General features: G+C 73.9%; 11 protein-coding genes. 7 read left to right on the top strand and 4 right to left on the bottom strand.

Features of this window, described 5'->3' with window-relative positions; translation table 11 throughout:
* Positions 1-2: 2 nt before the first annotated feature.
* A complete protein-coding gene (locus AC5R91_RS20430) occupies positions 3-1223 on the bottom strand; it encodes an acetyl-CoA C-acetyltransferase (protein ID WP_495392931.1) in 1221 nt (406 codons plus the stop codon).
* 180 nt (positions 1224-1403) lie between these two features.
* Here AC5R91_RS20430 and AC5R91_RS20435 point away from each other — a divergent pair, with 180 nt between their 5' ends.
* Positions 1404-3314, top strand: a complete 1911-nt coding sequence (locus AC5R91_RS20435) for a C2 family cysteine protease (RefSeq protein WP_495392932.1) — start codon at positions 1404-1406, stop codon at positions 3312-3314.
* A gap of 7 nt (positions 3315-3321) precedes the next feature.
* On the opposite strand, the gene AC5R91_RS20440 is transcribed toward AC5R91_RS20435, so the two are convergent.
* On the bottom strand, positions 3322-4179 hold the full coding sequence (locus AC5R91_RS20440) for a universal stress protein (RefSeq protein WP_495392933.1): 858 nt from the start codon (positions 4177-4179) through the stop codon (positions 3322-3324).
* Positions 4180-5775: 1596 nt separating this feature from the next.
* Between AC5R91_RS20440 and AC5R91_RS20445 the strand changes: the two genes are divergently transcribed.
* On the top strand, positions 5776-7359 hold the full coding sequence (locus AC5R91_RS20445; RefSeq protein ID WP_495392934.1) for a hypothetical protein: 1584 nt from the start codon (positions 5776-5778) through the stop codon (positions 7357-7359).
* A gap of 106 nt (positions 7360-7465) precedes the next feature.
* Positions 7466-9217 (top strand): FAD-dependent oxidoreductase, encoded by a 1752-nt coding sequence (locus AC5R91_RS20450; protein WP_495392935.1) that lies wholly within the window; start codon positions 7466-7468, stop codon positions 9215-9217.
* Between the two features lie 137 nt (positions 9218-9354).
* On the opposite strand, the gene AC5R91_RS20455 is transcribed toward AC5R91_RS20450, so the two are convergent.
* On the bottom strand, positions 9355-10128 hold the full coding sequence (locus AC5R91_RS20455) for a hypothetical protein (protein ID WP_495392936.1): 774 nt from the start codon (positions 10126-10128) through the stop codon (positions 9355-9357).
* 280 nt (positions 10129-10408) lie between these two features.
* On the opposite strand from AC5R91_RS20455, the gene AC5R91_RS20460 reads away from it, so the two are divergent.
* Both AC5R91_RS20460 and AC5R91_RS20465 read left to right on the top strand, forming a co-directional pair.
* A complete protein-coding gene (locus AC5R91_RS20460) occupies positions 10409-10936 on the top strand; it encodes a peptidylprolyl isomerase (protein ID WP_495392937.1) in 528 nt (175 codons plus the stop codon).
* Between the two features lie 288 nt (positions 10937-11224).
* Positions 11225-12088 carry a rhomboid family intramembrane serine protease gene (locus tag AC5R91_RS20465; RefSeq protein WP_495392938.1) on the top strand — a complete coding sequence of 288 codons (864 nt, stop codon included), beginning with the start codon at positions 11225-11227 and terminating at the stop codon, positions 12086-12088.
* A gap of 47 nt (positions 12089-12135) precedes the next feature.
* On the opposite strand, the gene AC5R91_RS20470 is transcribed toward AC5R91_RS20465, so the two are convergent.
* Positions 12136-12627 (bottom strand): PH domain-containing protein, encoded by a 492-nt coding sequence (locus AC5R91_RS20470; protein ID WP_495392939.1) that lies wholly within the window; start codon positions 12625-12627, stop codon positions 12136-12138.
* 205 nt (positions 12628-12832) lie between these two features.
* On the opposite strand from AC5R91_RS20470, the gene AC5R91_RS20475 reads away from it, so the two are divergent.
* The gene (locus AC5R91_RS20475; protein WP_495392940.1) at positions 12833-14737 is read left to right on the top strand and encodes a glycoside hydrolase family 15 protein; all 1905 of its coding nucleotides are present in this window, start codon (positions 12833-12835) and stop codon (positions 14735-14737) included.
* Positions 14738-14834: 97 nt separating this feature from the next.
* Positions 14835-15194: a hypothetical protein gene (locus tag AC5R91_RS20480; protein ID WP_495392941.1), complete on the top strand. Its 360-nt coding sequence runs from the start codon at positions 14835-14837 to the stop codon at positions 15192-15194.
* Positions 15195-15203: the final 9 nt, after the last annotated feature.

Genomic DNA, 15203 nt, shown 5'->3' on the forward strand with positions numbered 1-15203 from the left:
AGTCAGGACAGCCGTTCCAGGACGAGCGCCATGCCCTGGCCCCCGCCGATGCACATCGTCTCCAGCCCGATGGTCGCGTCGGTGGTGCGCAGCCCGTTGATCAGCGTGGTCAGTATCCTCGCGCCGGTCATGCCGAACGGGTGCCCCAGCGCGATCGCGCCGCCGTGCACGTTCAGCTTCGACAGGTCGACGCCGAGTTCGCGGTAGGTCGGGATGACCTGTGCGGCGAACGCCTCGTTGAGTTCGACGAGGTCCACGTCGTCGATCGTCATCCCGGCCCGGGCGAGCGCCTGCCGGGACGCCTCGACCGGCGCCAGCCCCATGATCTCGGGCGAGAGCGCACTCACTCCGGTGGAAACGATCCGGGCAAGCGGGGTGACGCCCAGTTCACGGGCCCGGGTGTCGCTCATCACGACGACCGCCGCCGCGCCGTCGTTGAGTGGACAGGCGTTGCCGGCGGTCACCGTGCCGTCGGGCCGGAAGACCGGCGGCAGGGCGGCGAGGGCCTCGATGGTCGTGCCCGGCCGGGGGCCGTCGTCGGCGTCGACGACCGTGCCGTCGGGGAGCCGGACCGGGGTGAGCTCCCGCTTGTAGAAGCCGGCGGCGACGGCCTGCTCGGCGAGGTGCTGCGACCGGCAGGCGTACTCGTCCTGCTCCGCGCGACCCACGCCGGTGAGCCGGGCGACGTTCTCCGCCGTCTGGCCCATCGCCATGTAGACGTCCGGCAGCTCCCCGTCGCGGCGGGGATCCGTCCACGACGGGGAGCCGGCGCCGGCCCGCGCCGCGGTCCGCGCCTGGGCGCCGGCGTAGCTGGGGTTCTGGGTGTCGGGCAGGCTGTCGCTGTTGCCCTTGACGAAGCCGCTGACGACCTCGACCCCGGCGGCGACGAACACGTCCCCCTCCCCGGCGCGGACGGCGTGCATCGCCATCCGGATCGCCTGCAGGGACGACGCGCAGTACCGGGAGACCGTCGTGCCCGGCACGCCGTCGAGACCGAGGCTGACCGCGACGACCCGGCCGATGTTGTGCCCCTGCTCCCCGCCGGGCAGCCCGCAGCCGACGATCAGATCGTCGATCTCGTGGGGGTTGAGCATCGGAACCTGGTCGAGCGCGGCAAGGATGATCGTCGCGGCGAGGTCGTCGGCCCGAAGCCCCCGCAGCGTGCCCTTGAAGGCCCGCCCGATCGGCGAGCGGGTGGCGGCGACGACGACGGCCTCGGTCACGGACGCCCTCCCGGAAGCTCGGCGCCGCGGTCACCTGATCGCGCGCCACTCGTGGCTAAATGATCAAACTTTAGCGCGGCGCGGTGCCCTCGGTCGCGGCCTCGCGGCCGGCGCGGCGATGCCGGACCGGCCGGGTTACCCTTTGATCATCGGGATGGACCGAGCCGGACGGACGGGCGGATGCGCGAGGGACCTGCTCCGACGGGTGGCGCCGTGGTGTCGGCCGGCGCGGCCGACGACCTGTGCCGGCACGCCGCCGCCCTGCGCCGGGCCGCCACCGGGGTGGCTGCTGTGCTGACCGGGGTTCGGGCCGCGGGCGGCGCCGGTTCGCCCCTGCAGGCCCGGTTCGGCGGCAGCGTCCTGGCCTGGCAGGCGGCTCTCGACGCGGATGCCGAGGCGCTGCGGGCCCGCGCCGCGCTGCTCGACCGCCTCGCGGCCGGCTGGGTGCTGCCCGACCCAGGCCCCTGGTCCGCTGCGGCCATCTCGCCCGGACCGACCTCGTCGCGGGTGCCGATCGGGCCGTCCGCGCCGGCCGAGGCCTGGGTCGGGGGAATCGGCGGCGCGGCGGTTCGCTTCGATCCGGTCCTGCTGGGCGTCCTCGCCGCGCGCCTGCGTGCCGCCGCGGACCGGGCGGCGGCGCTCGGCCGCGCGGTGGCCGTCGCCGTCGGCGAGGCCGACCGCACCCTGGCGCGCATGGGGACGTCCGCCGAGATGGTCGGGATGGTCGAGATGGTCGGGGCGGCCGGGCGCGGGCTGCGGCTCGTGGCCGTCGAAGCCCCCGCCGTCGCCGCCGACATCGAGCTGCGGATGGCCCGCTTCGCCGCCGCGCCGATCACCCTGCGCCGGGCCGGGCCGAGCGATCCGCCCGAACGGGTCGGCCGGACGCCCGCCGCCCCGCCCGCGTCGCCGGCCGCCCCGCCCGCGTCGCCGGCCGCCCTGGCAGTGGCGGCGGGCCTGCTGGCCCTGTTCGATGCCGGGTCCGGGTCCGGGTCTGGCTCCGATGCCGGGTCTGGCTCCGATGCCGGGTCCGGGTCCGATGCCGGGTCCGGGTCTGGAGCCGGACCGGACACTCCCGGCGTCGAGCGGCTGCGGGCGATCCGGGCGCGGCTGGCGGACCTGCCGGGTCCGGCCCGCGCGGGAGTGATCGGGCAGCTGCGGGGCGGGCCGTTGACCGTCCTCGCCGCGATGGCCGCGCGGCTGGCCGGCACGGCGAAGCCGGGGGCGGTGCTCGCCGCGGCCGAACTCGCGGGCCTCGCCGACGATCTGCTCGCCGGGGCGCCGCCCGACCTGCTCGGCGAGCTGGTGCGGGCCGTGCCATGGCTGGAACCCGCCGCCCCGCCGCCCGGCGGCGGCGAGCGGTCGGGACCGGTCGTCGATGTGGACCGGTCCGGGGATGCCATCGTGCACGACGGCGCCGACCCTGGTGATGTCGGGCAGGGCGCCGTCGCCGACTGCTACCTCGCCGCGGCGCTGATCGGCCTCGCGCGGCAGGACCCCGCCCTGCTCGCCGAACGGCTGCGGCGCAATTCCAACGGCACCGTCACGATCAGCCTCCACCCGGGCTCGGGCGCGCCGGTTGGCGTGACGGTGACCGCGACGCTGCCCGCGAGCCGGGTGCCCGCACCCGCGCCCCCCGGCGGCGGTGGGCGTGGCGAGGCGGTCCAGGAGATCGCGATGGACGGCGACAACGCCGCGGGCCAGCCTGAGCTCTGGCCGGCGCTCTACGAGAAGGCGTACGCCCGCCTGCACGGCGGGTACCCCGCGATCGGATTCGGCAGCGCCTCGGTCGCCCTGGGGACCCTCACCGGACGGCCGGTGCGCCGGCGAGCCGCCCGCGCGACGAGTGTCGCGGACCTCGCGGCTCTGCTCGGCCGAGGCGAGGTCGTCGTGCTCGCGACCCGGAGCCGGACCCGGCCCGGCGGCCTCGTCGCCGCCCACGCGTACCCGGCGCTGGCGGTGGATGCCGCGCGGGGACGGGTGCTGCTGCGAAATCCCTGGGATCCCGCGCCGGGTGCGGACAACGTGCGGTGGTACGCCTGGTCGCAGGTCGTGGCGGACGTGCACACGGTCGTGCACGGGCCCACTCGGTGACGGCCGGCTACCGCCTGCGGATGATCGCGACGGGAGTCGGACAGTGGATCATGCACTGATGGCTGACCGAACCCAGCAGCAACTCGGCGAATCCGCCATGGCCGCGGGCACCGACGACGACGAGGTCGCATTCCCGGCCGGCGGCGAGCAGCGCCTGGGTCGGCGAGTCCGGCACCACCCGGCGTCGCAGCTCCAGCCCGGCGGGCAGGGCGTCGTGCACCGTGGCGACTGCCTCGTCGAGCGCGGCCCGGGCCTGTTCCTCCAGCGCCTGAGTGATCTCCCCGGGTGCCTCGGCGAAGGGTAGCGGGATGGCCGCTAGCCAGGCGTGCACGGCGATCAGCGCAACCCCACGCCGGTCGGCCTCCTCGGCGGCCCAGGCCAGGGCGGCCAGCGAGTTCGGGGAACCATCCACGCCCACGGCCACCGCTCGCGCCGGTCGGCCGCGGGTCTGGGCCGGGTCGCCGCCGCGGGCGATCACCACCGGTGCCGGCGAGTGCACGGCCACCGAGGCGCTGACCGAGCCGACCCGCAGCCGGTGCAGCAGGCCCCGCCCGCGGGCCCCGACCACGATCATGCGGGCGTCGTGCCCCACGGTGAGCAGTGCCTCCGCCCCGGGCTGATCGACGACCTCCTCGGCCACGTGGACCGCGGACCCGGCCGGGGCCGTGGCGGTGACGGTCTCGTGCAGTACCTGGGCCGCCCGCTCGGCCAGGCCGTCGGCGGTCTCCGGCCGGGGTGGGCCGCCGTGTCCGATCCCGACGACGGCCCGCAGCCCACAGCCGTGCCGCTCGGCCTCGTCGAGTGCCCAGCACAACGCCACGTGGGAGCCCGGTGAGCCGTCGACCCCGACCACGATGTCGGCCATCCGCCGCCTCCTTCGCCGCCCGGGTGGCGCCGCGTCCGCGGAAGCACGGTCGGAATACCCCACCCGCCGGTGGGGAACCCTCGGCGAGTGGGCCCGGCCGGCGGCCCGCCCCGCAAGCCCGACCACCCCCCGGCCAGAGCTACCGGGGCCCGTGGTGTGGTGCCTCCATAGCCGGACAGATGGGTTCGATGGTCCTGGCCGCGGTTTCCCGGCCGTCCGGAGGGTCAGGGCCGGAAGTGGTCGGAGGGCGGCCCGCTGTGGTGGTCTCACCGTGGGTTGCCGCCGTGCACGCGCTACTCGTGACTTTTCAGTCACACCTGCCGGCGGGAAAGTCGGTTGACCATGAGGGGTGGTTGGGCAAGCCCGGCAGCGTCTGATCCGCAACAGCCTCGGTTGGCCGCGATCCGGCAATGATCCATATCCCCCGGAGATCCTTCCAATCCGGTCGCGCGCGAATCACGGCGCCGCCGGGCGGCATTCGTCACCGGGCGCGACGAGATGTTGCCGGCCGTGCTCCGTTCCGCATTCCCGGCATTGATGTACCGGCCGGCCCCGGCCGACGCCGTCGGTCGGTGGTTGTCGCGCCGTGCCCCGGCCTGGGTCGGGCGCCGGACGCGCGAGGAAGGGACGCCGAAATCGCCCGACAAGGTCGCGCAAAGATGTGGCGTCTTGTTCGGAAGAATGTCAGCCTGCCGCTCGCTGATTTGCCGGCGGGTGCGGTGTTGTCGGCTCTGTTCGCGGGCAACGGGACGGCTGGTTCTCCACGCCCTCGACGATTGCGGGGATGCGTCGCTCTGGTGCCTGGTATTCCTCCCGCCGGCACCGTCGCCGCCTCACCGCCGCCGTGTCCCCGGGGCACCCCGAGCCGCGCGGCCGGCCCGTCCGGCTCGTGGCGGCGCCGGGATCGCGGCCGGAAGGGCCGCTGGTGAATGGTCGCCCCGGCAGGCCGGGATGGCCGATGAGAGGGGCTGATTCGGCGTCGGACGCCGCGCCCGGGCCAGATCCGGTCGTCTGCGCGCCCGACGCGCGGTGGTCGGCGGGCGGACCGGGCCGGGCGGCCGGCGCGAGGCGCGGCCGGGCGGCCCTCAGGCGGCGTGGTGAACCTGAGCCGGGTGTGTCGCGGGGCGCGGGCATGGCGCCGGGGGCCTCGTGCCCGCGGACACCTCTGCTACCCCGCCGGAAAGCCGGCACCGCGGCCGAAAGAAACCGATCAAATCGATGACCGGTTGTCATCGGCGGCTTGATTCGCTGAATTTTTCGGCCGCTCGGACTCGCTATTCGGATGCCTCGGTGTGGCCCTTTCGTGGCCGCGTCGCCATCTTTTTGCTTGGCAGCAGTCGGGCGATGTTTGATGTTTCCGTCACACCACGACTACCCAACGGCGGTGATGGAGTCATGTCCTCTTCATGTGACCGTGGTGGCCCTCCACAGGAGCCGCTTGACCCGGTGCGGAGTACGGTGCCTGAACAGACGTCGACCCGCTCTCGCCCCACCGAGCCCGTTCCGGTGGGGCTGATCCCCGGACAGCCGGCCGTGACCACATCGGGTCCGGGCAGTCCGCCAGCATCGAGTGACCCAGCCGAGGGAAGGAGGCTTGTGCCGCCGGACACGATCCAGCTCACCATCCCCGGTGCTCTGGTTTCGGTTCAGGCGGTGCAGGAGCCGGGAACCCTGATCGCGGACCGCAGCGGATGGCAGCGGGCCGTGTTGCGCGCATCCATGCCCTCCGCGGCGAAACTCGTCGCGTGCACCCTGGCGTGCCACATCGCCGAGGCGCCGGAGTTCCTCCCCGCCGGTGCGGCGGTGAGCGGCCCCGGGCTGATCACCCTGCGGGAGGAGACCGGCTACAGCCGGACCCACGTCCAGCGGCAGGTATCCCTGCTGCGCCGGCAGGGATGGCTGACCACCGTCGCGCGGCCGGCCGCGGGCCGGACGACCCGGTTCGCCCTGAGCATCCCCGACTCCATGGTCCGGGCCGGTCTCGTCCGCCTGGTCGAGCCGCCCGTCGAGTCCACCGGCGAGACGCGCGCCGGGGCCGCCGGCACCCAGGAATCCTCGCGCGAGTCGGGCCGCCGCCGCGGGCGCCGCAGCCGTGCCGGCGCCCACCCGAAGGGCGCCGCCCGGCGCCGCACCCGCGAGCGCGAGATGGCGACCGTGGGCAGCGAGGCGCAGGACCGGGCCGGCGGATTCGTCGTCGACCTCGTGCCCTCGCGCGATCGTGGCCCCTTCGTCTCCGACGCCGCCCAGCGTCCCGAGCCCCATCAGCGTCCCGAGCCCCATCAGCGTCCCGAGGACTGGCATCGCGAGGACTATCCGCACCAGCCGACGGACGCTCCCGCCGTGCCGGAGGAGCCGGCCACCGTGGACGCGGCTGCGCCGCCGCACCCGACCGCGCCCACTGCCACCGCGCCCACTGCCACCGCGCCCACCGCTACCGCCGTCACCGACCTGATCTTCGCCGAGCCCGCCGCTGCGGAGCCTACGGATCAGGCCACGGCGCACCAGGCGCCCGCCGCGCAGCCCGCGGTGGACGAAGCGACCGCGGACGAGGGTGGGCCAGAGGCCGCGCACGAAGAGGCCACGCACGAGGATGCGGCGGACGAGGCCACGTCGGGCGAGGCCCCGGCGCCCACGGTTCCGCTGCCCCCGCCGCCGCCCGCGCCGATGACTCTCGCCGCGACCCAGGTGATCAACGTGCTGGCGAACGCGATGCGCCGCCCGACCTCCGACTTCCTGGAGATCTTCGGTAAGTTGCAGATCATCTTCGACGAGGACAACTGGGATCCGGTCACGCTGGCCCTGCACCTCGTCCACATCATCCAGACCGGGGTGCTGGTCGGGGACGGCGACGAGATCGACAACCTGTCCTGGCGCCTTGACCGGCTGCCGCGGGCCTCGACCGACTGCGAGTGCCGCTCCTGCCGGGAGCGCCGGGCCGACCAGTTGAAGTCGCCGTCAGCCCCTTCCCCCAAGGGCCGGTTCAACCGCACGGGCGGGGCCGGTCGCGGCGCCGGCCGGCCGGCGGCGGCGGCCGAGCCGAAACGCTCCGCGGCCGCGAAGACCGAGGCACCGCCGGTGGAGATCCCGCGGCCTCCCCTCGAGGCGATCGAGCGAGCCGCTCAGGCGGCACGTGAGGCCCGGCTGCGGGAACGACAGCAGGCAGCGGACGGCGCGGCCTGACCGGATCCGGTCCGGTCGCGGCGGGCTGTGCGCGTCGAGCGGTGTTGCACGGGCCGGTCGGTGGGTCATCATGGGAGGCCGGCGTCGACGGCGGCAGGTGACAAGCATGGCGGAACGCGGATCCGGCGATGATCTCGACGCGGGTGGCCTCGACGCGGATGTGATCGTGGTCGGCAGTGGCTTCGGTGGCAGCGTCAGCGCGTTGCGTCTCGTGGAAAAGGGCTACCGGGTCCTCGTCGTCGAGGCGGGTCGCCGGTTCAGCCCGCGGACGCTGCCGCGCAACAACTGGCACATCCGCCGGTTCCTGTGGCTGCCGAGGCTGGGGTGCCACGGCATCCAGAAGATCACCTGGCTGGGTCGGGTGATCGTGCTGTCCGGGACGGCGGTCGGCGGCGGTTCGGTCGTCTACGCGAACACCCTGTACCGGCCGCTCGACGACTTCTACGCCGACCCGCAGTGGCGCGGCATCACCGACTGGCGCGCCGAGCTGGCCCCGTTCTTCGAGCAGGCCGAGCGGATGCTCGGGGTGACCGCGAACCCGACGACGACCTACGCCGACGAGGTGTTCCACGCGGTCGCGGACGAGATGGGCGTCGGTCCGAGTTTCGCGCCGGCACGGGTCGGGGTCTTCTTCGGCCGCGACGGCCGGCAGGAGCCGGGAGTCCGGGTGCCCGACCCCTACTTCGGCGGGGTCGGGCCCGGCCGAACGGGCTGCGTCGAATGCGGCGAGTGCATGACCGGCTGCCGCCGCGGGGCGAAGAACACGCTGGACCGCAACTACCTGTTCCTCGCCGAGCGGGCCGGCGCGCAGGTCCTGCCCGACACCACGGTCACCGCCATCCGCCCGCGGTCCGGCGGCGGGTACGAGGTCGACACGGTCCGGACGCCGGGGGTGCCCCGGCGCGGGCGGCGCACGTTGACCGCGGGGCAGGTCGTGCTCGCCGCCGGCACCCTGGGGACCCAACGTCTGCTGCTCTCGGCGCGCGAGCGCGGCGATCTGCCCGCCCTGTCGCCCCGGCTCGGCGAGCTCACCCGGACGAACTCCGAGTCCATCCTCGGCGCGACGCGGTTCCGCCCGGACCGCCGGGTCGCCCGCGGAGTGGCGATCACGTCGTCGTTCTACCCGGACGGGCAGACCCACGTCGAACCGGTCCGCTACGGCCGGGGCAGCAACCTGATGGCCCTGATCAGCGCGGCGATGACGGATGGTGGGGGCCGGGTGCCGCGCTGGCTGAAGTACCTGCGGGAGCTGCTGGTGCGCCCGCACCACGCGCTGGCCATGGGGCTGCCCTGGCGCTGGTCCGAACGGACCATGATCGCTCTGGTCATGCAGTCGCGCGACAACTCGCTGACGGTGTCCCTGCGGCGCGGCCCGTTCGGCCTACGTTGGCTGACGAGCCGGCAGGGCCACGGCGATCCGAACCCGTCGTGGATCCCGGCGGGTAACGACGCCGTCCGCCGGATCGCGGCCCGGATCGGCGGCTACCCCGGCGGCTCCGTCGGCGAGATCGCCGACATCCCGATGACCGCGCACATCCTCGGCGGCGCGCCGATCGGCGCGGACCCGTCCAGCGGGGTGATCGATCCCTACCAGCGGGTCTTCGGGTACGAGGGCCTGCACGTGGTCGACGGCGCGGCGATCTCGGCGAATCTCGGGGCGAACCCATCGCTGACGATCACCGCGCAGGCCGAACGGGCCATGTCGTTCTGGCCGAACAAGGGGGAAGCGGACCCCCGTCCGACGATGGGTCAGCCCTACCGGCGGGTCGATCCCCGCCCGCCGGCCCGCCCGGCCGTGCCGGTGGGCGCCCCGGGCGCGTACCGCATCGGCGATCCGGTCGCCGCGCCGCGCCGTTGACTGGTCGCGCCGCCTCGCCCGCGCCCGCCCCGCCGGACGGACACCACGGTCGGGCCGGTGACCGGGGCGGACACCGGCGGCGGAACCGGCGTGTGGCGGGCGCTACGCCCGCCGGCCGGATGCCGCCGCCGCGTGCCTCAGCGGGGCCGGCTGGGCTCGCCGAACGTCGTGTCCACGCCCGGCATCTCCTCGAGGCTGTTCGTCGAGCTCGACAGGCGGTCGTCGAAGGCGTCGCGGCCGCTCGCCCGATCGGTGGCCGCGGCCGAGCCGGTCGTGCTGCCGATCGGCGCCGGCTCCGCGGTGACCGTCGGGCTGTCCTGCTGGGCCAGGTAACGGCGCACCGCGACGGCGCCCGCCGCACCGGCTCCGGCCAGGGCGAGTGTCACCAGGCTGCGGCGGCGCCGGCGGTGCACCCTGGCGAGCTTGCCCTCGGCCTTGGCCAGCCGCTTCTCCAGGATTTCCTGGGCCTTGTCGGCCTGGACGCGGGCCTTCGCCTCGTTGGCCACGGCCTTGCGCGAACGCTGCCGCTCCGAGCGCAGCTCGGCGGCGGCGCGGGCCCGCTCGGCGGACAGTTCGGCCTGGGACCGGGCCTTCTCGATCCGCCGGCCGGCCCGCCCGGAGACGGCGACGGCCTTCCCCGCGGCCTTGCCGGCCGCCTTGCCCGCGGCGCGCGGGACGGCCGTCCCGCCGCGGGTCGCGGAGCCGGAGACGTCGGAGATCCGGTGGGCCACGGTCACCCCGGCGTCCCGGGTGGCCGACGCGGCGGTGCCGGCGGTCTCCCCGGCGATGCTCGCCGCGCGGTGGGCGACCGTGCCGGCCCGGTCGGCAGCGTGCTTCGCCGCATCGGAGAGCCCGCTGACCGGCGCGGCGTCGGTGACGTGCGAAATACGGTCCTTAAAGGTCGTGCTCATGGCGTCCTTCCCTGGAGCCGAGATCGTGGCGGGGGGTCGCGGGCGGTCAAGATCTGTGCAGTGTGCCGTACCCCGTTGGCGGCCCTCTCCAACGCGCCGGCCCCCCGCAGGCGTGTCACGCCGACCTGCGTGACATGCCTGGGCTGTGCAGAGGCCCGTCACGCGGTGCATGCCGATGCGGGCGGTGCGGAACGTCGGCTGCGTCCGGCGCATACGATCGGGTCCGGCTCGGGCGCCGTCTGACCGGACATCGACCCAGACCTGAAGAGAAGAGAGGCTCATGGCCGAGGAGCTGTACGCGACGCTGCGGACGACTCAGGGGGATATCGAGATCCGTCTGTTCCCCGATCACGCTCCCAAGACCGTCCGCAACTTCGTCGGGCTGGCGACCGGGACGCAGGAGTGGACGGACCCGGCGAGCGGCGCCAAGAAGACCGGAACCCCGCTGTACAGCGGCACGATCTTCCACCGAGTCATCCCGAACTTCATGATCCAGGGTGGGGACCCGCTGGGCTCCGGCCGCGGGGGCCCGGGCTACCAGTTCGCCGACGAGTTCCACCCCGATCTGACGTTCAGCAAGCCCTACCTGCTCGCGATGGCGAACGCCGGGCCGGGCACGAACGGCTCGCAGTTCTTCGTCACCGTCGCGCCCACCGACTGGCTCAACCGCAAGCACACGATCTTCGGTGAGGTCACCCGGGGCACCGACGTCGTCGACGCGATCGCCAAGGCGCCGACCGCCGCTCAGGACCGCCCGAAGTCCGACATCGTGATCCAGGAGATCGTCATCGACCGTCGGCCGGCCTGACCGGTCCGGCCGGACCCGACCCCGGGGGAGTTCGACCATGAGAGCACCGGACGTGCCGCCGGCCGGCCGGCCGCGCCCGGCACGGCGGGTGCGACCCGGCCGCGCTCACGGGGTCGGGCGATGACCCAGCCGCCGCCGGAGCCGGGCGGAGCCGGGGGCGACGCGGGCTCCGGCTCGGCCGGGGCGGGTTGGCGGCCCGCCATCGGACCGCCGGCCGGCCACCCGGGCTGGACCCCGCCGCCCGGCTCGCCCGCACCAGGTTCCTCGCACCTGCCAGGTCCCCCGCCAGTGCCAGGGCCGCAGGCGTCGTCGATTCCGCACTGCTACCGCCATCCCGATCGGGAGACCTACGTCTCCTGCCAGCGCTGCGGCCGGCCGATCTGTCCCGACTGCATGCGGCCCGCGGCGGTCGGATTCCACTGCCCGGAGGAGGGCCGCCCGCAGGGCGGGCGGGTCGCCCCGCGTGAGCGCGAGCCGCGCACAACCCTCGGCGGCCGGGCGCAGCTCGCCCGGCAGGGGCTGGTCACCCAGATCCTCATCGGGCTGTGCGTGGTCGCGTACATCCTCCAGGGGGCGCCGGGGCTCGCCGGCGGCGACAGCAGCAACCGGTTCACCGACGACTTCGCGATGATTGGCTTCCGGATCGCGGCGGACGACCAGTACTACCGGCTGCTCACCGCGGCCTTCCTGCACGCGGGCGTGCTGCACATCCTGTTCAACATGTACGCGCTGTACCTGCTGGGCTTCCAGCTCGAGGCGATCCTCGGCCGGGCCCGCTACCTGGGCCTGTTCGTGGCCGGTGCGGTCGGCGGGAACACACTGAGTTACCTGCTCGGCGGCCTGTTCACTGCCTCGGTCGGCGCATCCACCGCGATCTTCGCCTTCTTCGCGGCCTACTACGTCATCGCCCGCCGGTTGCGGGTCGATTCGCGGCAGATCCTCATCGTGCTCGGGATCAACCTGCTCATCACCTTCTCGTTCAGCAGCATCGACAAGTGGGGCCACCTCGGCGGGCTCGCGGCCGGCCTGATCGTCGGCCTGATCTACGCCTACGTCCCCCCGCGGCGGGTGTGGGTGCAGGCGGGCGGCGTCGTCGGGATGATCGCGCTGCTGTTCGTCGCGGCGGCCGTCAAGTCCTCGACGCTGGTCTAGCCCGCCTCGCACAGCCCGCCTCGCACAGCCCGCCTCGGCCGCGGCGGTCAGCCCAGCCGGAGCCGGATCTCCTCGATGCACTCGGCGACCGGGCCGGGATCGGTGCCGAGCTGGCGGCGGGTGAGCAGGATCGGGCCGTCGATCGTCTCCACCTCGAGGGTGCGCAGGTGCACCGCGCGCCGATTGTGGGTGAGGGTGCCGGCGCGCACCCGGAGCACCGCCGCCCACGGCAGGTGCCGGCGGCGCAGGCCGTCGACGAGGTCGAGCCCGGCGGGGGAGACCCGCAGGGTCGGCCGGGCGAGCAGGTCGCGCAGCGTCAGCACCCACAGACCGGCGGCGAGCACCCCGACGAGCAGCCGGCCGGCGGCGTCGAGCGAGCCGACCCGTTGCGCCAGCGGACCGACGGCGGCCACCAGCGCCGCCGCCGTGCCGGCGAGGGCGTAGAGCCCGACCCGCCACAGCGGCGGTGACCAGGCGGCGGACGTCGGCGGACGGTCGGCGCCGGGCGGTTCCCCGGACCCGGTGGGCTGCGTGGTCACGCCACCACGCAACCACATCCCGCCCGGGCGGCCGCGGTCGGCGCGGGCTGTGGAGATCGGCGCCGAGTTGCCGGGTGGCCGAGGTGCTTGCACCATGCTGAGTAGCGGCTACTATTCGCTATCTCATCAACACTCATTGTATTGATCTCGGTGAGGTGGCGATGGCGTGAGAGATGCCGTGGCAGGTCGTGATCAGGGGGTTCGGGTGGCACATTCACCGGTGCGACGCAGCGGGAGCAGCCCGTTCCCGCCGATCGCCGAGTATGGATTCCTGTCCGACTGCGAGACGGCGTGCCTCGTGGCGCCCAGCGGGAACGTCGAGTGGATGTGCGTGCCGCGGCCGGACGCGCCCAGCATCTTCGGCTCGGTGCTGGACCGCTCGGCGGGCGGCTTCCGGTTCGGGCCCGACCGCACGCAGATCCCGGCCGGGCGCCGCTACCTGCCCGGGACGAACATCCTGGAGACGACCTGGCAGACGCCGAACGGCTGGCTCATCGTCACCGACTGCCTGGTCGTCGGCCGCTGGCACCGCACCCACAAGCGCTCCAACACCCACCGGCGGACCCCCAGCGACTGGGACGCCGACCACGTGCTGCTGCGCCTCGCCCGCTGCGAGCACGGCACGGTCGACCTCAGCCTCGTCTGCGAGCCGAACTTCGACTACGGCCGTCAGGCGGAGTCCTGGGAGTACGAGGAGGACGACTACTCCTCGGGGGTGATCGCCAACGCCGGCAGCAACATCACGCTGCGGCTGCGGACCGACCTCCGGCTCGGCTTCGACGGTCGGCGTGCCCTGGCCCGCACCTCCCTGCGGGAGGGCGACACGGCGTTCGTCGCCCTGACCTGGCGCCCCGAGGAGCCGCTGCTGCCGGACACCTACCTGCAGGCCTGCGGCGCGGTGGACCGCACGACCGAGTTCTGGCGGCAGTGGCTCTCGCGCGGGATGTTCCCCGACCATCCCTGGCGGCGCCACCTGCAGCGCAGCGCCCTGGCGCTGAAGGGGCTGACCTACGCGCCGACCGGGGCACTGCTGGCCGCGGCCACCACCTCGCTGCCGGAGACGCCACGCGGCGAGCGGAACTGGGACTACCGGTACAGCTGGCTGCGGGACTCCACCTTCGCGCTGTGGGGCCTGTACACCCTGGGTCTGGACTACGAGGCCAACGACTTCTTCTCGTTCATCGCCGACGTCGCGGAGCACGATGAGGACATCCAGGTGATGTACCGGGTCGGCGGTGAGCCGAGAATCGACGAGGAGATCCTCGGTCACCTTTCCGGCTACGAGGGGGCCTCGCCGGTCCGGGTCGGCAACGCCGCCGCGCTGCAACGCCAGCACGACGTGTGGGGTGTCGTGCTGGACTCGGTCTACCTGCACACCAAGTCGCGCGACTACCTGTCCGAGCGGCTGTGGCCGGTGCTCGTGCGCCTCGTTGAGGCCGCCGCCGCCCACTGGCACGAGCCGGACTGCGGGATGTGGGAGGTCCGCGGGGCGCTACAGCACTTCACCGTGTCGAAGATGATGTGCTGGGTGGCGCTGGACCGCGGCCGCCGGCTCGCGCAGATGCGCGGCGACGCGAAGACGGCCATGCGGTGGAAGGCGATCGCCGAGGAGATTCACGCGGAGGTCTGCGACAAGGGCGTCGACCACCGCGGCGTGTTCACCCAGTACTACGGGTCGAAGGCACTGGACGCCTCGCTGCTGCTGATCCCGCTGCTGGGCTTCCTGCCCGCATCGGACGAACGCGTGAAGGCGACCGTGCTCGCGATCGCCGACGAGCTGACCGAGGACGGCCTGGTGCTGCGCTACCGCACCGAGGAGACCGACGACGGCGTCGCCGGGGGGGAGGGCGCCTTCCTGATCTGTTCGTTCTGGCTGGTGTCGGCGCTGGTCGAGATCGGTGAGCTGACCCGGGCCCGCCAGCTCTGCGAGCGGTTGCTGAGCCTGGCCAGCCCGCTGGACCTCTACGCGGAGGAGATCGATCCGAACAGCGGCCGCCACCTCGGGAACTTCCCGCAGGCGTTCACCCACCTCGCCTTGATCAACGCCGTGATGTACGTGATCCGGGCCGAGGACGCCGAGGCGTACGCCCGTCCGTCCCCCTCCACCTGAGTCTCGGCCACCTGAGTCTCGGCCACCTGGGTCTCGGCCACCTGGGTCTCGGCCGTATTCGCGGCGTCGACGGCGGTTGTGGCACTAACGTGGGGGCGTGGCAAGCCTGGAGGTCAGGGACAAGCGGGTCGAGGTCGTCATGAGCGGGTTGGAGCGGCTCGGCGCGCTACGCGGCGATGTCTCTGTGTCCCTCGACGAAATCCTCGACGTCCGCCCGGCACCGGAACCGTTCACCGAGCTCTGCGGCTGGCGGCTGCCGGGAACCGGAATCCCGCGTGTGATCGCGCTCGGCACGTGGCGCTCCCGGGACGGCAAGGCCTTCGCCGCCGTCTACCGGGGGCGGCCGGCGGTCGTCGTCGAGGTCCGGCCGGGCGGGGAGTTCCGCCGGCTGATCATCGGTGCCGACGACGCCGAGAGCACCGTGTCCCGGCTGCGCGCCGCGGTCCTCGCTCGCTGACACAACCGG

This window comes from Frankia sp. BMG5.60 (assembly GCF_059428125.1).

Coding starts and splice junctions, on each gene's coding strand:
- AC5R91_RS20440 (WP_495392933.1), bottom strand. CDS start 4,179: ATGGCCGACATCGTGGTCGGGGTCGACGGCTCACCGGGCTCCCACGTG.
- AC5R91_RS20435 (WP_495392932.1), top strand. CDS start 1,404: ATGCGCGAGGGACCTGCTCCGACGGGTGGCGCCGTGGTGTCGGCCGGC.
- AC5R91_RS20460 (WP_495392937.1), top strand. CDS start 10,409: ATGGCCGAGGAGCTGTACGCGACGCTGCGGACGACTCAGGGGGATATC.
- AC5R91_RS20455 (WP_495392936.1), bottom strand. CDS start 10,128: ATGAGCACGACCTTTAAGGACCGTATTTCGCACGTCACCGACGCCGCG.
- AC5R91_RS20450 (WP_495392935.1), top strand. CDS start 7,466: ATGGCGGAACGCGGATCCGGCGATGATCTCGACGCGGGTGGCCTCGAC.